This window comes from Alicyclobacillus acidocaldarius subsp. acidocaldarius DSM 446 (assembly GCF_000024285.1).
Lineage (GTDB): Bacteria > Bacillota > Bacilli > Alicyclobacillales > Alicyclobacillaceae > Alicyclobacillus > Alicyclobacillus acidocaldarius.
Map to the genome: position 1 here is coordinate 2,108,991 of NC_013205.1, position 22,829 is coordinate 2,131,819.

A 22,829-nucleotide genomic window follows, 5' to 3' on the forward strand; every position below is an offset into this window, starting at 1 on the left:
TCACTGCGACATGCGCTCCACGACCATGGCCACGCCCTGTCCGCCGCCGATGCACAGTGTGGCGAGGCCGAAACGGCCGCCGCGGCGCTCGAGCTCGTAAAGCAGCGTGACCAAGATCCGGGCACCGCTCGCGCCGATGGGGTGGCCGAGCGCGATGGCGCCGCCGTTCACGTTCAACTTGTCATCCGGGAACGACAGTTCCCGAGCCACCGCGAGCGCCTGGGCGGCGAACGCCTCATTCGCCTCGATGAGGTCGAGGTCTTCCACGGAAAGCCCCGCCCGGCCGAGCGCTCGGCGCGTCGCCTCGATGGGACCGAGGCCCATCACGCTCGGATCCAAGCCCACGCTCGCGTAGCTCACGATCCGCGCCATCGGCTTCACGCCCAACGCCTCGGCGCGATCCCGGGCGAGCACCAGCATGGCCGCCGCGCCGTCGTTGATGCCCGAGCTGTTGCCGGCGATCACGGTGCCGTCCGCCTGAAACGCGGGCCGAAGCTTCGCCAGCGCCTCGTACGTCGTGTCGGGACGCGGATGTTCGTCGCAATCGACCAAGGTCGGCTCGCCCTTCCGCCGCGGCACGGAGACGGGCACGATCTCGTCCTTGAACCGGCCTGCCTCCATCGCTTCCTTGGCGCGCATCTGGCTCTGCAGCGCGAATCGGTCCTGATCCTCGCGGCTGATGCCGTGGCGATTCGCCACGTTTTCGGCAGTGACGCCCATGTGGATGTCGCAAAACGCGCACCACAAGCCATCCCGGATCATGCTGTCGACCACTTCGCGATGGCCCATGCGGTAGCCCTCGCGCGCCCCTGGAAGCAGGTACGGCGCGTTCGACATCGACTCCATGCCGCCCGCCACCAAGACGTCCGCGTCCCCGGCGCGAATGGCCTGCGCCGCGAGCATGACCGACTTTAGGCCCGATCCGCACACCATGTTCACCGTCGTCGCCGGGATGTCTTCCGGCAGCCCCGCGCGCATCGCCGCTTGCCGCGCTGGATTCTGGCCGACGCCCGCCTGCAGCACGTTGCCCATCACGACTTCGTCCACGGCCCCGGCCTCAACTCCCGCGCGCCGCAGCGACTCCCGGATCACGGCCGCACCGAGATCCGGCGCCGAAAGGGGCGAGAGACTTCCCTGGAACGTTCCGATGGGCGTCCGCACTGCCCCTGCAATCACCACGTCTTGCACATGCCATCCCTCCCGATGTAGCCAGTTGTCACTCGACGTCCATCTCTCGAACGCCTTCGGGCGGAAGGTGGAGTTCGGGCTCGGTGATGCGCTGAACATCGTCGACGGTGTGGCCGGGCGCCACCTCGCGCAGCAGAAGCCCCCGCTCCGTCACGTCGATCACGGCGTAGTCCGTGATGATTCGATGCACCACTCTCCGGCCCGTGAGCGGCAGGCGGCAGGTCTTCAGGATCTTCGGCTCGCCATTCTTATTCACGTGCTCCATCGTGACCACGACGCGCTTCGCGCCGTGCACGAGATCCATCGCGCCGCCCATCCCCTTGACCATCTTGCCGGGGATCATCCAGTTGGCGAGATCGCCAAATTCCGAGACCTCCATGGCGCCGAGGATGGCGATGTCGATGTGGCCGCCGCGCACCATGGCGAACGACTCGGCGCTGTCGAAGAACGCGGCGCCTGGCACCGCCGTGACCGTCTCCTTGCCCGCGTTGATGAGATCCGGATCCTCCTCGCCCTCGTAGGGATAGGGGCCGATGCCGAGCAGACCGTTTTCGGAATGAAGCATCACCCCGCGGCTGGGATCGAGGTGGTTCGCCGCGAGGGTCGGCATGCCAATGCCGAGGTTCACGTAGTCGCCGTCGCGAATTTCTTGAACGGCCCGCCGGACGATTTGATCGCGCGTGAGCGGCATCCACCATCACCCTTTCTTTCGCACAGCGTCAAGCCTGCGGACGCGGGCGGACGGTTCTCCGCTCGATCCGCTTGATGGGGTTCGGATTCACGACAATCCGATGCACGTAAATGCTTGGCGTATGAATGAAGTTGGGATCCAATTCGCCTGGCTCCACAAGCTCCTCCACCTCGACGATGGTGACCTTGGCGGCCGTCGCCATGACCGGATTGAAGTTGCGCTCCGTCTCGTGATAGATGACGTTGCCGAGCTTGTCGGCCTTCCAACCCTTGATGAGTGCAAAATCCCCAGTGATGGCTCGTTCGAGGACGTACTCGCGTCCGTCGAACGTCCGCACTTCCTTGCCCTCGGCGACGGAGGTGCCGACCCCTGTGGCGGTGTAGAACGCCGGGATGCCCGCGCCGCCGGCGCGGATGCGCTCGGCCAGCGTCCCTTGGGGAACCAACTCCACCTCGAGTTCGCCGTTCAGAAACTGGCGCTCGAACGTCTTGTTCTCCCCGACGTACGAGGAGACCATCTTGCGGATCTGCCGCGTCTGAAGCAAGATCCCGAGGCCCCAGTCGTCCACGCCGCAGTTGTTGCTGACGCAGACCAGATCGGACACGCCCCGATCTCGCAGGGCCTGGATGAGCGCCATGGGAATGCCGCACAGCCCGAAGCCGCCGACGAGCAGCGTGGCGCCGTTGGGAATGTCCGCGATTGCGGCCCCCGCCGACTCGTACACCTTGTTGGAACGCATAAACCTCACTCCCATTCGACCAAGACGCGACGCGCCGTGGTGCATCCAGAACGAGTAAGCGTTTTCATTCTAACAGAAGCGCGAGTAGACGTGCTAGACCGAGAGACGCAGGCATGGATCGACCGCGCAGCCATGTGCGATGCCCCTCTGTTGCATCAAGACCGCGGTGCGGCCAGGACCTGGGCCGCACGCCACGTTCGAAGCCCGCGGGCTCGTCCTGCCTAGACGGATCTCACCGCTTGTTGAAAGGAGACGCTCCACGCCCAGCACGAGGGCGGAAACAGGTGCGTGTGCATGTCGATCGCGCGGACCCGATCGATGGCCTCCCGCACCCACATCGAGATGGGATGTTCCATGGACACCTCCTGGCCCGATCGTACCACGCCGTTTTGGCGTGGTGAGGAGGTGCGCGTTTCAGCGCCGTATCAGCCAGCGAGCGAAGCCCGCCTGACAGGCGGCCAGCCGCTCGAGCATCGGCCGATCCAGGAGCGACCGAGCGGGCTTCGGATTCATCTCGATCATCCGGACGCTCCCATCCTCCTCCACCGCCATGTCGAAGCCGACGAGGCCGATGGTCCGATATCGATGGGACAGAGCTTCGGCAATCGATTTGGCGGCGCGGACGAGATCGTCGACGGGCACGTCTTTGCCCTCCCGCTTCGCCGTGGACTCCAGCTGCTCAAGCGTCCACCGCTCTCCGCCCGCGATGATGTTGGTCACCACGCCGTCCGGCGCGGCCAGCTTCGGCACAATGCCAATGAGCTGCCACTCGCCTTGGTGATCCCGGTGCAGCACCACGCGAAAATCGACCTTGCGCCCGCCCACCCGAAGCAAGCGAAGTCCCCGCTGCACCAGATACCGGCCTCGGAGCGAGCGGACGAAGGCATCTAGATGACGGCGTTCCATCACGCGCTCCCACGTCCGCACGCGGCCCCCTCGCCGATCCGCGCGGGCGCGCACGCGGCCGTCCGCTAGAAGCTCGAGGCGATGGACGTTGACACCACCATACCCTCCGCTCGGCTTGACGTAGACGATCCGCCACCGCTCCAGCGCCCGCCAGAGCGCGTCAGCGCTCGTCAATACCTCAGTCTCCGGCGCGAGATGATCCAGGTGGACCCGCCGGAGAAAGCGGATCATCTGCCACTTCCCGGGCAGCATCGGATTGAAGAGCGGCACGCCGCGGCGCCGCGCCTCCGCCCTGAGCGGCGCGCTGTAGCCCTTGACCGCGAGGTGCACATACACGTTTTCGTAGATGACATCGGGAAATCGGAGCGACATGGGTTCCCAATCGCCGTCCGGCCGGTTGGAATCCATCGGAACAAAGGCCGAGAGGCGAGACCATTCCGCCTGTCGGCCGGGATCGAACAGGCATACGCGCAACCCATGTCGCCTCGCCGCCCGCGCGATCCGTCGGTAATGGACGCCAGGCCGCCACCTTCGGCGGCCGTCCCGCGGCACCGCCGTGGTGGCGATGCCGAGCCACAATTCTTCCTGATGGTCCGCCACGCGAATCCCCTCGCATTCGATTCATGGTATGCGAGAGGCCCCGATTCGCGCGAAAAACGCGATCGCCCGGGCGCGATCGCGTTTTCCCGTCATTTGCGGTATTCTACGGTCACCTTGGTGTGAATCCCGCCGCGAATGGTGAAGTCGCCTACGACCTTGGCGTAGTGCGGCTCTGCGGCGGCCACGAAATCGTTCAGGATGCGGTTCACACAGTCCTCGTGGTAGCTCGCCTCGTTGCGATAGCTCCACAGGTAGAGCTTCAGCGACTTGAGCTCCACCAGCTTCTGATCTGGCTCGTACTGAATGTAAATGGTCGCGAAGTCCGGCTGGCCCGTCATGGGGCACAGCGTCGTGAACTCCTGCGTCTCCATCTCCACCGTGTACCGGCGATCCGGATGCGGATTCGGCACGGTCACGAGCGTTTTCGACGGCTGGTTCAACATGGAGAATCTCACCCCTTTGGCATTCTAACGTTCGAACCGCGCGCGGACAAGCGAGGAGGATCGACCGATGCGCTTTCCACCCGACATTCCGAAGGCCTTCGTGCAGCAGATGGAGCATTGGTTGGGCGCCGAGGCCCGAGATCTCGTCGCCGCCCTTTCCGACAAGCCCTGGCGCGGGCTTCGTTACGCCTCCGTGGCAAAGCCGCACGGCGAGTTGCCAAAGAGCCTGGCTCCGTTCTTAGGCGATGGCGTTCCGTGGGCGGCGGACGGGTTCTACCTCGCCCACGGTCCGTCGCTCGGCTACACAGTGCTCCATCAAGCCGGCGCGTTTTACCTGCAAGATCCATCCGCGATGGCAGTGGCCGTGGCGCTCGATCCGCAGCCGGGCGAGCGGATCCTCGACCTGTGCGCCGCACCGGGCGGCAAGACGACGCACGCCGCGCTGTTGGCGGCGCGCCGCGGCGGGGCGCAGATCGTGGCCAACGACATCCACCGCGATCGCGTCCTCGCGCTCGCCGAAAACGCCGAGCGCGTGGGTGCGCCATGCGCCATCACCAACGAATCGCCCGCCGCGCTCGCCGAGGCGTGGCCTCAGGCGTTCGACGCCATGGTCGTCGACGCGCCTTGCTCCGGCGAAGGCATGTTCCGAAAAGATCCGGCCGTGCGCGCGGAATGGCGGCCCGATGCGCCTGAACGATTCCAGGCGCTGCAGAAGGACATTCTCCATCACGCGCTCACCATGCTGAGGCCGGGCGGCCGGCTCGTGTATTCGACTTGCACCCTGAATCCGCTGGAAAATGAGCAGGTGGTGCTGTGGCTGCTCGACCACTATCCCGTGGAGTTGGAGCCGCTGCCGGACTGGCCTGAGTGGCGCCCGGCCCGGTCCGACTGGGCAGCCGATCGCGAGGACATCAGGCTTGCCAAGCGCCTCTGGCCGCACGTCGGGCGTGGCGAGGGGCACTTCGTGGCGCGGTTCCGCCTGTGTGAGCCCGTGGCAGAAAAACCTCGCAGACGATCCAAAGGCGCGACGGCCACGCCTGCGGGCAAAGCGTGGGATGCGTGGCTGGCATCGCTTTTGACGGACGTGCCTCCGGCGTGGCGGCGAACCTCCATCCACAAGACCCTCGTCTTTGCCGACGCGCTTGGCGATCTCGCCGCGCCAGGGCTGCGCGTCCTGCGGCCAGGTCCGCCGCTTGCCGAGCGCAAGGGCCAGGTCTTCGTCCCGCATCACGCGGCGTCGCGCCTCATTCCTCCAGGCGGCTTTCGGGCGACGGTCGAGATCGACGAGGAGACCGCCATCCGGTACCTCGCCGGTGAGCCACTCGCGGCGCCGGACGGACTTTGCCCCGAGGCCAGCTTTTGCGCCGTGGCCCACGAGGGATTTCACCTGGGCTTTGCCAAACGAGCGCCAGGGCGGCTCAACAATCTCTATCCGAGGGGCCTGCGCTCCACGCGCGTCGAATCGCTCGCCGCGCTCGCGGAGGCCGTCGCGTCGTCGTCATCGTAGACGTAAAACCCTTCCCCGCTCTTGCGCCCGAGCTTTCCCGCTCGCACCATCTGGCGCAACAGGCGCGGTGGGAGATAGCGGCTGTCCCCGGTCTCGCGCGCGAGTTTCTCGCTGATGGCGAGGACGTGATCGAGCCCCATGCGGTCCGCCAGTTGCAAAGGGCCCACGGGGTGTTGAAGCGCGAGGCGCATCGCTTCGTCGATGTCGTTCGCGCTGGCGACGCCCTCCTGCAGGACGCGTATGCCCTCGTGAATGAACGGGATGAGGAGGCGCTGCACGAGAAAGGGCGGCACGTCGATGGTCTGGATGGGCGTGAGCCCCGCGCGTTTGCAGAATCGCAGCGCGAGATCGTGTGCCTCCTCGCACGTGACATATCCTCGCACCACCTCGACCACGCGCGAGGAAGTAGGAGGCTGTGGAAAATGAAGCCCCAGGAACCACTCCGGCCGGGAGGTCGCGCCGGAGAGTTCCGTGATGGAGAATGTCGAAGTGGTGGTGGCCAACACGGCCTGACTCGGGGCGAACCGATCAATGTCCGTCCACACGGACAGCTTGGCCTCGAAGTCCTCTGGAATCGCCTCGACGACGAGATCGGCGGCGCAGGCGGACTCAAGCCGAGACACCGTGCGGATGCGCCGCAGGACCTCCTCCATCTCGCCAGGCGTCAGTCCGTAGTGGCGCGAGCGCGCGGCCAACCTCTGTCCCATGTGGAGGAGCGAGCGCTCGAGAACTTCTTCGTTGATATCGTACAGATGCACCCGCATGCCGCCCAACGCGGCCGCCATCGCGACGCCGCGGCCGATGAAGCCCGCCCCGATGACTCCGACGGATTGAACGTCCACCGACCTTCCTCCTTCCGCCCTCAGGCCCAGGCGGTTCCCTTTGGCTGCATTGGTTGAATAGGAAGCGCGAGCAAATCGAAACCTGTAAAGTGCTGATGCGTGACCCGTTCCCAATGGGAGGAGGACCTTGAATGCGCGACAGCACCGCCTATCTGATCGCCGCGGCCTGTTTCGCCGCGTACCTCACCTGGCGCCTCTCCGATGGCCTCAGGCGCTCGTTGAAACAGCGCGATCGCGCCAACGATGAACCCAAATCCTAGGGTTCGGGCCTGCGCGGGAAGGAGTCCTTGGCCACGATTTCGCGGGCGCCGGTGACCTCGAGGACCGTTCCGTTCACTTCCTGGCTGTCCTCCCGCAAGAACCACTCCACCGCGCGGGCTACGTCTTCTCCGACCGGCGGCCGCAATCCTTCTTCCGTCCGCACGTCTTTCACGTCCTCGATCATCCGCATCTTGTCCTCGCCGCGGATGTCTCCCGGGCACACCATGTTGGCCGTGATGCCGTACATGCGCTCCTCGCGCGCGATGGACCGCGTGAGCGCCGCCAATCCGGATTTGGCCGCCGCGTACGCTGCGCGAAAACGCCAGCCGCGCGCCTCGCCCGCACCGTCGTACCCGACGGTGACAAAGCGGCCAAATCGCTGCGCACGCATGTCGTGCACGGTCGCTCGGTACAGCCAGAAGAAATTCGTCAGGTTGCCGTCCATCATCTGGCGCCACATCTCGTCGTCGTAGTCCGCGAGCGGCCTGCGCTCAAACACGAAGGGGCCGAAGTTGTGCACGACCGCGTCGATCCCGCCCAACGCGCCCTTCGCGGCGGATACCGCGGCCTGAATCGAATCGCGGCTGAACAGATCGCAGTGGATGGGCAGGGCGCGGCGGCCAGCGGTCTCCACTTGTCTCGCGAGCGCCACCGCTTCCTGCTGACTCTTCCCGTATGTAAACGCCACGTCCCAGCCGGATTTGACGAGCGTGAGCACCATGCTGTGGCCGAGCCCCTTCGCGCCGGACGTGATGAACACCACTTTCGCCACAGCTTGTCCCCCTTTCGAGCGTGCGGTGGGAGGGGCCCCCTCACCACCACCAGGGTCCCCACCACCAAGGTGCGAGTGCCAGAGCCACAGCCCATGGAATGAAAATGAGCGGCCAGAGCCACCACGCCGTCTCGACGTCGAGCGATTGCGGCGCTTGACTGAGCGTACGAATATCGGCTTCGCCGTCGAATCCCGTCAGGCGCGAGCCTGGGCGATACACGCGCAGGTACAGGCCGCGATCGTCCATGTGATGAAGCACGCCGCGGTGCACGCCGTTGTGCGTGTGCACGACGACCGGTCGGCCGATATAATTTCGCGCGACAGAGCGCAGGTCCGCCACCATCCATCCCTCCTTTGCCGCGTTTGTTGTACGGTACGCAGCGATAGAGCGAAAGGGATGGACGAAACGGAAGGGTCGCCGCGAGGAAAAGGCGCATGTCTCGACCCAATTTCCACTCATTGTACGGGTTTTGCGGGGGCGAAGCCAGCCCCTAAAACCCAAAGGGCATCGTCTCCGACCGCGTCATCGCGTGCGCGTTCGGTCGTACACCCGCATGCACAGGAACGCGCCCGCAAGAAAGAGTGCAGGGACGAGGCCGAGCAACAGCCGTAAGCCCTCCACCGCACTCGTCGGTTGGACGCTGGCGCCCGCCCGATAGCCCGAGACCGCGAAAAAGATGGCCATCACGGCGTACTGCAGGGATAGGCCGAGTCGCACGATGCACCCGTTCATGCCCAGATACATCCCTTCGCGGCGGCGGCCTGTGCGGCGCGCGTCGAGATCGATCACCTCGGCCAAGAGCATGTTCAAGAGGACCATGAAGCCCGCGACGGGGACGCCGAGGCAAAGCCCGGTCACGAGCACGGAAGTGGGCGACCGATCGACGAGAAGGAGCGCCTCGACGCACGCGTACAGCGCGATGGCGACCATGGCCGACCGCGAAGCGCCGTATCGAATCGCGGCGCGAGCCCACACAAACGCGATGGGCATCGCGACGACGAAGATTCCGCCGAGAAAGAGCGAGTTTTGCAGCGGACTGAGACGCACCACGTACGACGTGTAGAACGAGGAGGCCGTGGTGAAGAGCGTAGTCGTGAACTGGACGAGGAAGCTCGCGATCACGTACCAAATGAACGCGCGATTTCGGAACGTCTCGCGCAGCGCCTCCCGCCACGCGAACGGTTCGGCGGGATCGCCCGTTTCAAAGCTTCCCCAGAGGGACACGTACATCGACGCGACGGCCACCGCGGCGAAGATCCAGGCCATGCGCGACCAGCCGAGGGCCTGCCCAAGCGATTTCGACAAGGCGACGCCGGCGATGAGCCCGACGATGCCAAAGACCTGCTGAAGCGCCGACACGTACGCGCGATCGCGCGGATCTGGGTACATCTCCGGGTACAACGCGTTCGCGTTGAGGGCCGTGAAGGTGAAGGCGAGATCGAACAAGAACGTCATGGCCAAAAAGTACACGACGAGGCCGGTCTGCGAGAGGTGTGGCGGAGAGAACAAAAGCGCGAAACACACGGCATACGGGATGGATGCGACGGCGACGTACGGAATGCGCCGGCCGAAGCGGGTCTTGGTGCGGTCGCTCACGTGGCCCGCCACGAGGTTGAACAAGGCGTTCAGCACCCCGTAGACGATGAGGCCGCTCGATAGCCGGACCGCGGACACGCCGTGATAGGCCACGTAATCGTACACCGCCACGGCGTTGAACGCCTGCCAAAGCATGTTGACGGCGATTTGATTGGCTGCGTATGCGGTCTTTTTCGCAGCCGACGGGCGCGGCCGAACAGAAGGATGGAGGCCAACTTGCGCCATGGACACGCCCCCGTTTCAGCTCGAAATGGCGTCGGGAAAGAAGTGGAGTTGGCGAGGCGACAGCAGCTTAAACGTCTCCGCGAGCCGCCCGTCTCCCCCGTCTCCAAGGAATCTCTTCGCCGCCTCCCGGGCCTGAAACTCCAAGTAGGCCTTCAGCGCGGGCCATTCGGGCGTGGCAAACTGACTCTCGTGCGCCTCGATGGCTCGGATCTTGGTAGGCCAGTAATCCGTCACATCGACAGCCGCATTCGGATACGCGCTCGCGTAAAACGCAAACATGAGCGGAACGTACGCGGGCGGGGTTTGCGGCACGATGAGGCTGGCGAGGCGGATGGCACATTCCGCCACGGCGCGCCCGGTCTTGACGTGATCGGGATGGGCCTCGTACGGCGTCCAAGGATCCACGGTCACGACGACCTCAGGGCGGATGTCGAGCAACACGGGCACGAGCTTCTCGACGACGTCGGCCTCGGTGTACGAACCAAGATCTTCGAAACCGAGTTCGATGTGTTCCCGGATGCCGAGCGCCGTGCAGGCCGCCACGAGCTCCTCCTGCCTGCGGCGCGCGAGATCTGCGGGATCGACCGCGCCCACGGCGCCGTAGCGCCCGTCGGTGACGGTGACCGCGACGACTCGGCAGCCCTTCGCGGCGAGCTTGGCTATCGTGCCGCCGGCGCCCACCTCGTTGTCATCGGGATGTGGCTGGACAAACAGCGCAGACTGCACGTCGTCAAGCGCTTTCAAACCAAGCAACGCGCGTAGATCCATACGAGTCCTCCCTGTCGAGGGGGTGTCGTAACAAGGATTCGACGCCCACGTGAGAAATCCTGTGCGAAAGAAAGCAGTTTGGCCTTCGCAGGAAAAGCCAGTACAATGGGGGCGGAGGTGTCCGCGCCATGAAATACCGCAGACTCGGAAAGAGCGGACTGAAGGTGTCCGAGATCGCGCTCGGCAGTTGGCTGACGTACGGAACGGTGACCGAGCGGGAGCAGGCCATCGCCTGCGTGCGCAGGGCGTACGAGCTTGGCATCAATCACTTTGACTGTGCGAACGTGTACGGGGCGAAGCCCCATGCCGCGGAGGAGGTCATGCGCGAGGCGCTCGCTCCCTTCCCGCGCGAGAGCTACGTGATCACGACGAAAGCGTTTTGGCCCGTGGGGCAGGGGCCGAATGACCGCGGGCTGAGCCGGAAACACATCGTCGAACAGGTCCACCAGAGCCTGAAGGCGCTCGGGGTTGAGTACATCGATATCTTTTACTTCCACCGCTACGAAGCGGAGACGGATCTCGAGGAGAGCTTGCGAGCGGTGGACGATCTCATCACGCAGGGCAAGATCCTGTATGCGGGCTTCAGCGAGTGGCCTGCGGACAAGATTGCGGAAGGCGTGCGTCTGCAGCGGGAACTCGGGCTGCACAAGTTTGTGGCCAGCCAGCCCATTTACAACATGTTCGAGCGGTACATCGAAGCGGCCGTCGTCCCCATCTGCGAGACGGCCGGCATCGGCCAGGTGGTGTTCTCCCCGCTCGCGCAGGGCGTATTGACGGGCAAGTACCGCAAGGGCCAGCCCGCTCCGGCGGGCTCTCGCCTCGCGACGCCGGGCGTCAACCAATTCATGAAAGTGACGGACGAGATCCTCGACAAGGTCGAGCGGCTCGAGGGCATCGCGAAGGAGGCGGGCCTGTCGCTCGCGCAGCTCGCCCTCGCCTGGACGCTGCGGCTGCCCAACGTGGCAAGCGCGCTCGTCGGGGCGAGCCGCCCAGAACAAGTCGAGGAGAACGCGAAGGCCTCGGGCGTCGCGCTGAGCGAAGACGTCCTGGCGCGCATCGAGCAGGTGCTGACAAGCTGAGGGCGAGTCGTATGAAACTTGTCACGTTCGATGAAGCGTGGGCGCGGCTTGAGCGCCATGTGCCGGCGCACCCTACCGTCCCCGTGAGCTCATGGGTTCCCGCCGAGCCGCGCTGGCTGGCCAATGACGTGGCGGCGGCAGTCGATCTGCCGCCGTTTTCTCGCTCCATGATGGACGGGTACGCCATCCACGCGGAAGACCTTGGCGCAGATACCTCGCTCCGGGTGGTGGCCGACGTGCGCGCGGGCGATGCGGCCGCGGACGTCGCCGTGACGCCGGGGCAAGCCGTGCGCGTGCGCACCGGCGCGCCCGTCCCGCCGGGGACCGCCGCAGTGGTCCGGGAAGAGTGGGTGGACGTCGAAGGCGACGCCATTCGCCTGCTCCGCCCCGTGCCCGCCGGCGAGTCCGTGCAACCTCAGGGCGACGACGCGCGGCGCGGTGACGTGATCGCCCGGGCCGGCCAGCTTTTCGATGGGCAGACGCAGGCCGTCCTCCGCTCTGCGGGCGTCCACGAATCCATCTGCCGGAGGCCGCTCACCGCGGCCATTCTGTCGACGGGATCGGAGTTGGTGACGGGGCCTCGCGGCGAGGGCCCCCCGCCGCCCGGACACGTGTTCGCTGCCACCGACGCCTTCCTTCGATCGACGCTCGAAAGGCTCGGCGTCTCGGTTGTGGCGGTCGAACATGCGGCAGACGATCGCGACGCCATCGCCCGCGCGGCTCAGCACCTCGCCTCGGCAGCGGAGCTCCTGATCCTGACGGGCGGCGCCTCTGTCGGAGACGCGGATTACGCCCGGGACGCCCTCGAGGCCATCGGGGGAGATAGACCGCTTCTCTTTGAACGCATCTGGATGCGGCCGGGCGCGCCCTTCCTTGCGCGGCCCACGCCGAACGGATTCGCGTTTGGCTTATCGGGAAATCCCGCAGCGGCCTATGTGCAGTTCCACGCCCTCGTGGTGCCGTTCGTGTTGCGCTGGCTGGGTGCAAAAGAGGCGCGCCCGTTTCCACTCACGGCGCTCGTCGAAGGCGAGGTGCGCGCGAAGCCGGTCAAGCATACGCGCGTGCTCCGCGGCCACCTGCGCCTCCGCGGCGCCACGCTCGTGTTTCGTGCGGAGGACAGGCAGTCTTCGGGAAGCCTGACGGGCCTCGTGTCCACGAACGCGATCGCGCGGATGGACAGGGACCGCCTTGCCGAAGGCGAGACCGTTTCGGTCGCCTGGACGCGAGGATGGCTGCCGTCGCTCGGCTTGGCTTGATTTCCAGATACAGGCGTGGCGCGCGCGTTGCAGGATGGCTAAAATATGGAGGACAGGCCGATTTGTGCGAAACATCGCAGAGGTGAAGGATATGAAGGTCAGAAAGGCGGTCATCCCGGCCGCGGGATTTGGCACGCGGATGCTTCCGGCCACCAAGGCCGTGCCGAAAGAGATGCTGCCCATCCTGAACAAGCCTTGCATTCAATACATCGTGGAAGAAGCCGTGTACTCGGGGATCGAGGAGATTCTCATCATCACCGGGCGCGCGAAAAAGGCCATCGAGGACCATTTCGACCGGTCGCCTGAGTTGGAATTGCACCTGGAGCAAAGCCGCAAGTCCAACATGCTGACCGAGGTGCAGGCCATCTCGGATCTGGTCAACATCCACTACGTGCGCCAGAAGACGCCGCTCGGCCTGGGGCACGCCATTCTCTGCGCGCGGTCGTTCGTGGGCGGAGAGCCGTTCGCCGTCCTGCTCGGCGACGACATCATCCAGTCGGATGAGCCCGTGGTTCGGCAGCTCATGAAGCAATACACGGATCCGGAGCGCGCCCTGCTCGGGGTGCAGCCCGTCCCGGCGGCCGACGTGTCGAAGTACGGGATCATCGAGCCCGCGCGCCTCGTGGTTGGCCCGGAACCGTTCCCCGTCAGGCGCCTGATCGAGAAGCCGAATGAGGCCGAGGCGCCTTCGAATTTCGCCGTGCTCGGACGATACATACTGCCTCCGTCCATCTTTGACGCGCTCGAGCAGACACCCATCGGGCACGGCGGCGAACTGCAGCTGACCGACGCCCTTCAAAAGCTCGCCGCGATGGGCCTCGTCGACGCGTACCAATTCGAGGGCGTGCGACACGACATTGGCAACCTCGAGGGCTGGCTCAAGGCGAACCTGGCGTTCGGTTTGGAAGATCCGAAGCTGGCCGCGTCCATGCGCAAGTGGCTCATGGACGATCGCGTCCAGAGCCGCCTCGCCAACTACTGAGTTCGGATGCCTGGCGCCGGGATCGGGAGAGACCGGCGCATGGGTTCTGGGATAAATTGTGATGGATGCTTTTTCTCTGGTTTCATTTACATAAAGGAGTCTCCGCGTCCACCTCGAAATCGAAATTTGTCCAAAACCTTCGATTTCGAGAGGATGGAGAGCATGAGACGACCGAGCGCCTGGATGTTCACCACCCTGACGCTCAGCTTCGCCGCGCTTGGCCATGCCACGGTTCTCGCGGCCACCGAACAACAGCCCGCCACGTACACGGTTCGCCAAGGCGACACGCTGTATCGTATCGCCGAGGCGGATCACCTGCCGCTCACGGCCCTGGAACTCGCCAATCCCCAGCTGTCCAATCCGAACGAGATTGCCGCAGGGCAGAAGGTTGCGCTGCCGACAGCCTACACGGTTCAGCCGGGCGACACCGTCTATCTCATCGCCAAGGCGCACCACCTCACGATATCGGCGATCCTGCAAGCGAATCCGGGCATCCACCCCTTGGATCTCATCGTCGGCCAGACCCTGTACCTGCCCATCCCCGCGTCGAACAGCACCGCCTCCGCGCCCCCGAACACAAGCGGGACGGCTGCGAGCGCGGGTCAGCCCACCTCCACACAGACCCAGGTGAGCCGCGCACAGCTTCGCCAGGAGATTCTGACGTATGCGAAATCGTTCCTTGGCACGCCGTACTGCTGGGGCGGTGACTCGCCGAAGACAGGCTTTGACTGCTCCGGTTTCGTCGAATATGTCTTCGGACACTTCGGAATCCAACTGCCGAGAGAGTCGCACGATCAGGCCACGGTCGGGACGCCCGTCAGCCCATCCAACCTCCAGCCTGGCGATCTTCTCTTCTTCACCGACACAGACAGTTACGCTTCGCTGTATCCCAACCACGTGACGCACGTGGGCATTTACACGGGCAACGGGGCGATGATTGAGTCCTCGTCCGCCCACAACGGCGAAGGCGTGGTCATTGTGCAAAACGTGTTTCAAAATCCGTACTATGTCTCCCACTTCTATGGAGCGCGAGACGTGATCGGCCCCTGAAGCCAAACGGGCGGCCGGGGCACTTGGCCTCGGCCGCCCTTCGCGTCCCCGCATGCGGGGAAAGGGCGCTGGCACCCTTTCGTCACCGCACGCCCCACCACACCACGTCCTTCCGGAAAGCGATGAGGGAAAGGCCCACAAAGACGACGATGATGCAGAGGATGTTCAGGACGGGAATGCCGACGCCCGCGTAAAAGTACGCGTAGACGGGGCTGATCCCAAATCCACGAAACAGCTTGGCGAACCACACCGCCAACATGACGCCCGAAAGCGTCGACGCGAGGATGGTCACCCACGTGAACGTGTGGCCTGGCCCCGGAGGTGAGACGGCCAATCCGACGAGCGAGATGGCAGTCGGAAGCAAGATCCACCACCCGCGCATGCCGATAGCGTTCAGCATCTTGATGCTGTTGTAGAACGGTATCCAGGCCGCCCAAGGCTTGCTGACGCCCGTCTTCTTCAACACCCGATAAAAGACGATGGACGCGTAGACGTAGATTGGCACGCCGACGACAACCAAGGAAATCAGGATGATGCCGAGAGCCAAAGCCATCGTCTGGGGCGAAGCCGCCATGCATATCCCCCTATCCCCGACTGGATTGAGAGCTGTCGCTCTCTCCTGACTATATCGGAGGCAGGAAAAAGGATCAATGTGTGGTGCTACACCCTCTTCATGCCTAAGTCAGGTGAAAGGGGGAATCCGCTGGTCGGGCGCTGCGCCCATTGCTCCAGCCTGGTCCCCAGCGGGCTTGGCATGGTCGAACGAGCTTCTCTCGCGTGAACGAAGTACAGATACACCTCCGGCTCCGTCCCAACCGCCTCGCGGACCGCCGCGGCGTATGTCGCGACCTGCGGCTCATATGCCCGCACCAACCGGTCGAGATCGGACGCATCCCTCACCTGATCCGTCTTGTAGTCGATCACGGCATATCCGCGCGCATCCCGAATCAAGCAGTCGATCACGCCCTGGACCACCACCGGCGCCTGCGCGTCACCCGCGCGCACATCCAGTCGGTAGAAGAACGGCTGCTCGCGGTACACCTCGCCCGCCGCGAGGACGCGGCGCCCCAATGGAGAGGCGAAGAACGCAAGGACGTCGTCGGGATCAAGTGCGGACGCCATGCGCTCGTCCAGAAGCCCCTGCTCCAAGAGCGCCTGCGCCGCGCGCCTCACGTCATCCGGGTTCGCGTAAGGTTGCATAGGCGCTCGCTGCATGAACGCGTGAAACGCCACGCCTCGCTCGCGGGGCGACGCGCCGCTCTGGCGGACGAAGGCCGGATCCTCCAGCACCGACCCCGCGTGGCGGCCGCGCGCCCGTAGCTCTCGCTCGGCAAACAGCCGCCGGATGTCGGTGGCGGTGAGCTTGCTCGGCAGCGAAACGCGAGATCCTCTCTGCTCCGACGCGACCCGCACAGCGCGATACCGCCACGCTGGGCCTTGCCACAGGCGGCGAAGCTCGCGCTCCACCTCCTCCGCGGGCGGCAGCGGCGCTTTGAACAAGGACGAGCGCGGCTCGCCGCTCTCCTGTCCCTGCGGCCTGCCGTCCACCTCGACCTCGAGCTCGAACCGAACGCCGGGCGCATCCAACAGGGCGGCGCGAGCGTCACCCGCCTCTTTCCTGAGCCACGCGCCGTCGGGATGGCGCATGAGCGCAGGCAGGATCCAGGATGCATAGGAGTTCCCTTTGAGGAAGGCCTCGGGCGTCAGGCGTCCCTCATCGTCGTGGCCTTCGGCCGCATCCGCGAGCTTCGCCACTTTGCCCGCGTGTCCCACGAGCACGAGGCGCTCCTTCGCCCGCGTGAGCGCGACGTAGAGGACCCTGGCCTCCTCCGCGCGCGAAGCCTCGAGGTTGGCTTGGTCCACGGCGATGGAGGGAACGGTCCGCCAGTGCACGCCCGTCTGGACATCGCACATCGTCGCACCAATGCCCAGGCGGCGATGCAGCGCGAGGGTGCGCTTGTTGTGCGGAAACTGGCGGCCGAGGCAGAGCACGTACACGTGCGGAAACTCGAGCCCTTTCGAGCCGTGAATCGTCATGACCGCCACGCTGTCCGCGCTCGCCCCGTGCGCGTGGCCGAGATCGACGTCCGCTTCCTCGAGCCCCCGAACCATGGCGAGAAAACGGTAGAGATCGCCCGCGTGAGGCGCGTGAGACTGCGCCAGGCGAATCAGTTGCTCGAGGTTCGCCGCGCGGGCCAGTCCCCGCGGCATGGCGCGGAGATACAGGTCGATCTCGACCTCACGGGCGATCTCGCGCAGCAGATCCCCCGGTGCCAGCGTGTGGGCGAGGCCGCGCCAGCGCTCCAACCGCTCCACGGCCAGGCGCAGTGCGTCGCGCGCGCCCTCCGTGTCTCGCGCGGCCTCCCGCACCGCGTGCCACAAGGGTCCGCGCGGGCATGCGATCCGCGCGGCGGCGAGGTCATCGTCGCTCAAACCCACAAACGGCGATTTCAACGCCGCGGCGAGCGCCAGGCTGTCGAGCGGGTTATCGAGCGCAGTGAGCAAGGAAACGGCCCAGCGGATCTCCATCGCGCGAAAAAATCCGCTTGACGAGCGCGCCACCGCAGGGATGCCGCGGGACGCGAGCACCTGCACGACGGTGTTCAGATTCTCGCCCCCCGCGCGAAGCAGGATGGCCACGTCCTGGTAACGCAGCGGCCGGTAGGCCTTGGCCGCGCGATCGTACACCCTCTCTTGCCGCTCCAACGCGCGGGCAATCTGGTCCGCGACCCACATGGCCTCGATCTCGAGTTTTTCGCGGGCCACCTGTTCGTCCTCGTCCTCCCCCTTCGCGTCCGCGCGCTCAGGCTCCTCGGTCTCTTCAACCCGATCGTTGCCGGCGTCCCCGGAAAAGAACAGCTTGATCTTGACGGGACACGGCCCGCCATCGTCGTCTGGATAGGCCGCCTCGGGCTTCATCTCGTGCCCGTCCGCGTAGTCGAACCCTGCGACGTCCGCGTGAAATAGTTGCCCGAACAGGTAGTTGACAAAGCGGACGATGCCGGATCGGCTGCGGTAGTTGGCCGAAAGGTCGATGGCCTCGCCGCCGTCCTTCTCGGCGTACCTGCGGTATCGGGCCAGAAACAGCCCGGGCTCCGCCATGCGAAAGCCGTAGATGCTCTGCTTCACGTCGCCCACGAGGAACAGCCCCCCCGGCGGCGCGACGGCGTCGACGATGGCGTCCTGAATCGGGCTCGTGTCCTGGTATTCGTCCACGAACACGTACCGGTATCTCGCGTGAAGCGCGGCGCGAACCCCTTCGTCCTTGGCCAGAAGCTCGTGCGCCAGGTGCTCCAGGTCCGAAAACGAAAGCCGGTTCTCTTCGAGCCGGCGCGACTGGGCGCGGGCCAGCGTGTCGCGGGCAACGCCTGTCAACACCTCGATGTGCGGCCGCATGGCCCGCACGTCGGCCTCGAGCGCGGCGCGCCCGCGGCGGAGTACCTTGCGCAGGAGCTTCATAGCTTCGTTTGCCTTTCCCCGCCACTTCTTGAACGGCTCGTACTCCTTCGACAGCCGCGCGGACTCCCAGTGGACGAGCGGCGCGAGGCGGTCGGGATCGAGCGGAGCGCCAGGCGTCGAAAGGAGCGCGAGCGCTTCTTTGAGATTCGAGAGGATGGAGAGCGCGCCCGCCACGACCTTCTCCGGCGCCCGCATGCGCTCGAGCTCCGCCAGGCCCCTCTGCATGTGCTCGACCGCCCGTGCGACCTTCATGCGTGCCCAGCGGGCGAACGCCTCGGCGAACGGACCCGCCCACAGGCCGTCCGCATCGTAATGCCGCGCGATCTCGGCGAGCCATCCGCCGGGATCGACCTGGCTCAGCGCCACGCGGCACAACTCGAGCACGCCGTTCACCGCCTGCTGCTGCCGGTGAAGCCGGAGGGCAGCGAGCGCGGTGCAGAGCTGCGGCCCGCGCTCGAGATGGCGCGCCCATTCGTCAAGCGTCGCCTGGGCCGCCCCGCGAAGCAGGACGGCGTCTTCCTCGCCGGACAGCACGCGGAAGCCCGGGACAAGCCCCGCCTCCACGGCGTGATCGCGCAAGAGAGAGAGACAAAAGCTGTGAATGGTCGAGATCTGGGCGTCATTCGCGCGATGCGCCAGCCGGCTGAATCGGCGCGCCTTAACGGATTCGCCTGCCTGCTCCGCCTCGGCGGCGCGTTCGGCCAACCTGCGCACGATGCGCGCGCGCATCTCTTCCGCGGCCGCCTCCGTGAACGTCATCACGAGCAGCTGGTCCATCCGGAACTTCGGATCCCCCTCCGCGAGGCTCGCGATGCGCTCCGCAAGTACCGCGGTCTTGCCCGATCCGGCCCCCGCGGAGACCACGAGGTTCGTCCCACGCGCCCGGATGGCTCGTTCTTGTTCCTTCGACCAGTTCACGCTCATCGGTTCGCATCCCCTCCGGCGATCACGTCGTCAAACTTCAGCTTCGGCACGGCGCGGTACAGGTCGAAGTGATCCGCGCGCTCGAAGTGGCACAGGGCGTTGTAGGGGCAGTTCGTGCAGCCGCTGTCCTCGTGGCTCAGATGGTACGGCGACACGCGCACCTCGCCCTCGGCGATGGCTTTGGCCGCTTCCTCAGCCCGGCGCTGAACGTGATGGAGCACCACCTGCCACTCGTCCTCGCGCCAGGCGGTCGCATCCGCTGCCCAGGCGCCGTCTGTGCGAAACTGTTTGCCGAACAACACGGAGCCTCGGCCAGGCGCGAGGTCCTCGTTCACGCGCAGGATGGCGCCCTCGTCTCGCAGGAAGAAACCCCTGGCGCGATACGCGCTGAGTTGCGCTGAAACCTCGCGCTGATCGGGCGGGACGTCAAGCGCGTCTCGCTTTGCCACGAGCGGCATGTAGAACGCGCCATACAGCCTCGCGGACGCTCTTTCGACAGCCTCCGCCTCGCGCATGGCCATCGCGGCGTACATCAGGAGTTGCAGCTGCAGCCCCTGGTGCACCTTGGACGGGTGAAGCGACGTCTCCGACGACTTGTAATCGTACACGCACAGCGCCAGCTCGCCCTGCTCGAGCCGATCGACGCGGTCAATCCGCCCGTCGAGCACCACGCGGACCCCATTCCACGCGCCCATGTCGACATCGCGAAACTCCTTCTCAAGCCAGAGGGGACGCATCTGTCCGCGCGCGAGCTGCATCCAGATGGCCCGCACGACGAATTCGAAGTGGCGCCGTCGCTCCTCCACATAGACCGCCACATCCGGTCTTTCGAGCGTGGATTGCAGCTTCGTGTCTTGAGCTGCCTGTTCAAGCGCCTGGTGGGCAATCTCGAGAAGGGCCGTCTCCAACTCTTCGTGGCCAAGTTCAGAAAGACGCCGGTGATCGTCCGCCAATCGCTGCGTCGCCAACTGGACCGCGGCGTGGATCCAGGTGCCGGCGTTCCGCTCCGCCTCCGGCTGAAGCGCGAGCGGCTCCAGCCGGAGCGCATACTGGGCGAAATGCCGATAAGAACACTTGGCGTACGTCTCCAGACGACTGACACTCACGCGGATGGGGTCGCCGTACAGATCCCGAATCCATTCGGCAGGCAGTCGCCACGGCCGCGGGCGATGGCAGAGCCCCGCGAGGACGCGCTGAAACCGGGCGACGTCACCCGCCCCGGTCCACATATACGTCAGCACGTCTTGCACCACCGGGTCCTGCGTCACCCGCTCGAACGGCGCCCCGGTGTGCACGCGGCTCAGCGCATCTGCGAGAAGCCGCATCGCCTGCACCGGGTGAACCGGGACGGCGCCTTCCCCGCGCGCTGCGTCGATCGACAGGTGGCCGCGCTCAACGAGCGAGGCCAAGGCCGGCGCGAGGTGTCGCTCGATCCCGCCTTCGCTCGCCGCGTACGTCACCACAAGCGCCTCGGACGCTCGCGTCATCACCCGGTACGGCATGCACTCAAGGGCGCGCCGCTCGTCCTCCGAAGTGCGCCCGAGCGGGCGAAGGAAGACCTCCGCAAAGGCGAGGCGCTCGTCGTCGCGCAGGATGCCGCTCGGCTCCACGCGCGGGGGCAGCGACGCGTCGTCCGCTGCCACGACGAACACCCGCGGGCGGGACCAGTTGTCGGCGCGCGCGAAATCGCACACGAACACCGCGTCCACATCGCTCGGGATGCGCGTGAGGCGCAGGCTCGCCATGGACTCCAGGACGAGATCGGCCACCTCGTAGGCGGGCAGGGCGATCTCGGGCTCGAGGGTGGCGAGATCGTCGAGAAGCGCCGTCACCCCGCTCCACGCCTGCTCGTGGATCACGCCGGCCATGGGGTCGTCTCCCACCTGGACCACGGATTGCGCGAGAGCGTCCTTGACGCGAAACGCCTGGAGAAGCTCCCAAAGGGCGCGCGCAGCCTCCAAAAGGCGAAGCGTGGGTTGTGCAAACGCCTGGATGACGGGCCGAAGCGCGTCGCCCAACTGCCGCCTGATCTCGTCCGCCTCCTCGTCGCGAAGGCCGGACGCCGAACGCGGAGCGCGAGCGGCAAAGGCCCACGGCTCTGGGGCCAGCCATGCCGCGAAACCGCTGACGCCGTGCTCGCGGAGATACAGGTCGAACGCTTCCCGCCGCTTCACGGGCACGAGCGGGCAGCGGAGGAGTGCGGCGATGGTGTCGAGATCGAACCCGGTCCGCACCGCGCCAATGGCACCGCGCAACAGTTGCCCGACGGGGTGATCCGCCAGGGTTGCAAACGAGTCGATGGAAACCGGAACCCCGCGCACCTCGAGCTCATCGGCGAGATCGCGCCCGATGCCGTCGACCGTCGGGACGCACACCGCGATGTCGCGCGGTCTCACCCGCTCGTGTTGCACAAGGTGCGCGATCTCGTCAGCGACCGCACACAACTCCTCGGCGCGATCGCCAAAGGCGCTCACGCGGACGCCGCGAATCGGCTGTTCAGGCGCGTGGCCCGCGAGCGCCCGCTCGAGGTAGACGAGCGGCGAGGCGCCGAATCGGCCCTCGGTGGCGCCGATGGGCATGCGGCAAAACGCCTGATCAAGCGAGACCTGCGCGAAGTCGCGCGCGCACTCGAGGAGGTGATACGCCGCCACGGCCTGAGATTCGCTCGAGAAGTGCTCCTCGTGGGCGTCGACCCAAACGGACAGGTGCGGCCACGCGGCCGGCGACGACGCCTCCTCGAGCAGCGCCTCCCATCGTTCTCCCTCGAGGCCGGTGTCCTCCCAGGTGATGACCAGCCGCTTGGCGCGCCGCGCAAGCGCCGAGATGAACTGCCGCTCCGCGGGCGAAAAGGCGTGAAAACCGTCGAGATACAGTGACGCGTCTTCGAGCCAGGAGACGTGCGGCGCGGCGTGGACCGCATCCAAGTACAGGAGCGCCGGATCCGCGAAGCCCGCGGCCTCGGCGAGTTGTCGGTACCTCACGTACAGCTTCAGCACGTCGCCAAGCTTGCCGACGAGTGACCGGTGCACCGCCCGCTGCTTGTCTTCGACCTCATCCGAGCGAGCCGCGGACATCTCCAATAAGGCCCCGAGTTGTTCCGGGGAAACCCCGTGCGCGGCGAGCTCGTCGAATGCGGACAGAAGGTGATGGTAAAGGGACGGATTTCGCACCGCGCGCCGCAGCGGGCCGAGAGAAGGCTCGAGCTCGTCGTACGCCGCGCGCAGCAGCAGCTGCCGCCCCACCTGCGTCAGCCGAGGTCTCGCCATCCCGCCGTGCGCACACACGCGGTCCGCAAGTCGCCTCATGGTCACCACTTCGACGCGAAACGCCGCACGAACGCGATCCATCAGCAGCGTCTCTGCCGCGAACGCCGTCGACTCGGGCACCACCCAGAATACGGGCGGCCCAAACGGCTGGGCTTCCGCGGCGCGGCGCATCTCCTCCGCGACACGGGACGATTTCCCACTCCCCGCAGCTCCGATCCACCATTCCACCCGGTTGGACATGGCCTTCATCCCTTCTGTCTACCTTGAGCCCATC

20 protein-coding genes are annotated in these 22,829 nt (G+C 65.9%); 6 read left to right on the forward strand and 14 right to left on the reverse strand.

Translation table 11 applies throughout. The annotated features are described in order from the left end of the window. The 6 genes from AACI_RS10170 to queF all read right to left on the reverse strand — a co-directional run bounded on the left by AACI_RS10170 (window position 1) and on the right by queF (window position 4,567). A complete protein-coding gene (locus AACI_RS10170; protein WP_012811336.1) occupies window positions 1-1,188 on the reverse strand; it encodes an acetyl-CoA C-acetyltransferase in 1,188 nt (395 codons plus the stop codon). Between the two features lie 28 nt (window positions 1,189-1,216). After that, window positions 1,217-1,879, reverse strand: coding sequence for a CoA transferase subunit B (locus AACI_RS10175; RefSeq protein ID WP_012811337.1), 663 nt, complete (start codon window positions 1,877-1,879; stop codon window positions 1,217-1,219). Between the two features lie 28 nt (window positions 1,880-1,907). Further along, complete coding sequence (locus tag AACI_RS10180; protein WP_012811338.1) at window positions 1,908-2,618, reverse strand: CoA transferase subunit A; 711 nt, start codon at window positions 2,616-2,618, stop codon at window positions 1,908-1,910. A 221-nt stretch (window positions 2,619-2,839) separates the two neighbouring features. Further along, window positions 2,840-2,974, reverse strand: a complete 135-nt coding sequence (locus AACI_RS17115; RefSeq protein WP_012811339.1) for a hypothetical protein — start codon at window positions 2,972-2,974, stop codon at window positions 2,840-2,842. A gap of 58 nt (window positions 2,975-3,032) precedes the next feature. Then, window positions 3,033-4,124: a YheC/YheD family protein gene (locus tag AACI_RS10185; protein ID WP_012811340.1), complete on the reverse strand. Its 1,092-nt coding sequence runs from the start codon at window positions 4,122-4,124 to the stop codon at window positions 3,033-3,035. Window positions 4,125-4,213: 89 nt separating this feature from the next. Continuing rightward, the gene (gene queF / locus AACI_RS10190; protein WP_008341475.1) at window positions 4,214-4,567 is read right to left on the reverse strand and encodes a preQ(1) synthase; all 354 of its coding nucleotides are present in this window, start codon (window positions 4,565-4,567) and stop codon (window positions 4,214-4,216) included. A 67-nt stretch (window positions 4,568-4,634) separates the two neighbouring features. Between queF and AACI_RS10195 the strand changes: the two genes are divergently transcribed. After that, entirely contained in the window at window positions 4,635-6,074 is a 1,440-nt protein-coding gene (locus tag AACI_RS10195) for a methyltransferase RsmF C-terminal domain-like protein (RefSeq protein ID WP_012811341.1), read from the forward strand. Here the strand turns inward: AACI_RS10195 and AACI_RS10200 are convergent. Then, window positions 5,996-6,916: a 3-hydroxyacyl-CoA dehydrogenase family protein gene (locus AACI_RS10200; RefSeq protein WP_012811342.1), complete on the reverse strand. Its 921-nt coding sequence runs from the start codon at window positions 6,914-6,916 to the stop codon at window positions 5,996-5,998. The two genes, AACI_RS10195 and AACI_RS10200, sit on opposite strands and share 79 nt — an antisense overlap. 131 nt (window positions 6,917-7,047) lie before the next feature. Between AACI_RS10200 and AACI_RS17120 the strand changes: the two genes are divergently transcribed. After that, on the forward strand, window positions 7,048-7,176 hold the full coding sequence (locus AACI_RS17120) for a hypothetical protein (RefSeq protein WP_008341481.1): 129 nt from the start codon (window positions 7,048-7,050) through the stop codon (window positions 7,174-7,176). Here AACI_RS17120 and AACI_RS10205 read toward each other — a convergent pair. The 4 genes from AACI_RS10205 to AACI_RS10220 form a co-directional block, all read right to left on the reverse strand. Then, the gene (locus AACI_RS10205) at window positions 7,173-7,949 is read right to left on the reverse strand and encodes an SDR family oxidoreductase (RefSeq protein ID WP_008341482.1); all 777 of its coding nucleotides are present in this window, start codon (window positions 7,947-7,949) and stop codon (window positions 7,173-7,175) included. The genes AACI_RS17120 and AACI_RS10205 overlap by 4 nt on opposite strands. Before the next feature lie 40 nt (window positions 7,950-7,989). After that, on the reverse strand, window positions 7,990-8,292 hold the full coding sequence (locus tag AACI_RS10210; RefSeq protein WP_012811343.1) for a hypothetical protein: 303 nt from the start codon (window positions 8,290-8,292) through the stop codon (window positions 7,990-7,992). 180 nt (window positions 8,293-8,472) lie between these two features. Further along, complete coding sequence (locus tag AACI_RS10215; RefSeq protein WP_012811344.1) at window positions 8,473-9,771, reverse strand: MFS transporter; 1,299 nt, start codon at window positions 9,769-9,771, stop codon at window positions 8,473-8,475. 15 nt (window positions 9,772-9,786) lie between these two features. Beyond that, window positions 9,787-10,539: a PIG-L deacetylase family protein gene (locus tag AACI_RS10220; RefSeq protein WP_012811345.1), complete on the reverse strand. Its 753-nt coding sequence runs from the start codon at window positions 10,537-10,539 to the stop codon at window positions 9,787-9,789. 128 nt (window positions 10,540-10,667) lie between these two features. Between AACI_RS10220 and AACI_RS10225 the strand changes: the two genes are divergently transcribed. From AACI_RS10225 to AACI_RS10240, 4 genes are all read left to right on the forward strand, one after another. Further along, entirely contained in the window at window positions 10,668-11,618 is a 951-nt protein-coding gene (locus AACI_RS10225; RefSeq protein WP_012811346.1) for an aldo/keto reductase family protein, read from the forward strand. A gap of 11 nt (window positions 11,619-11,629) precedes the next feature. Continuing rightward, entirely contained in the window at window positions 11,630-12,874 is a 1,245-nt protein-coding gene (locus AACI_RS10230; RefSeq protein ID WP_012811347.1) for a molybdopterin molybdotransferase MoeA, read from the forward strand. 91 nt (window positions 12,875-12,965) lie between these two features. Further along, window positions 12,966-13,856 (forward strand): UTP--glucose-1-phosphate uridylyltransferase GalU, encoded by an 891-nt coding sequence (gene galU / locus AACI_RS10235; protein ID WP_012811348.1) that lies wholly within the window; start codon window positions 12,966-12,968, stop codon window positions 13,854-13,856. 162 nt (window positions 13,857-14,018) lie between these two features. Further along, complete coding sequence (locus AACI_RS10240) at window positions 14,019-14,906, forward strand: C40 family peptidase (protein ID WP_012811349.1); 888 nt, start codon at window positions 14,019-14,021, stop codon at window positions 14,904-14,906. A gap of 82 nt (window positions 14,907-14,988) precedes the next feature. On the opposite strand, the gene AACI_RS10245 is transcribed toward AACI_RS10240, so the two are convergent. From AACI_RS10245 to AACI_RS10255, 3 genes are all read right to left on the reverse strand, one after another. Continuing rightward, a complete protein-coding gene (locus tag AACI_RS10245) occupies window positions 14,989-15,480 on the reverse strand; it encodes a hypothetical protein (RefSeq protein ID WP_012811350.1) in 492 nt (163 codons plus the stop codon). An 86-nt stretch (window positions 15,481-15,566) separates the two neighbouring features. Further along, window positions 15,567-19,289 (reverse strand): UvrD-helicase domain-containing protein, encoded by a 3,723-nt coding sequence (locus AACI_RS10250; RefSeq protein WP_012811351.1) that lies wholly within the window; start codon window positions 19,287-19,289, stop codon window positions 15,567-15,569. Next, window positions 19,286-22,795, reverse strand: coding sequence for a PD-(D/E)XK nuclease family protein (locus AACI_RS10255; RefSeq protein ID WP_012811352.1), 3,510 nt, complete (start codon window positions 22,793-22,795; stop codon window positions 19,286-19,288). Before AACI_RS10255 ends, AACI_RS10250 begins: the two co-directional genes overlap by 4 nt. Window positions 22,796-22,829 lie beyond the last annotated feature (34 nt).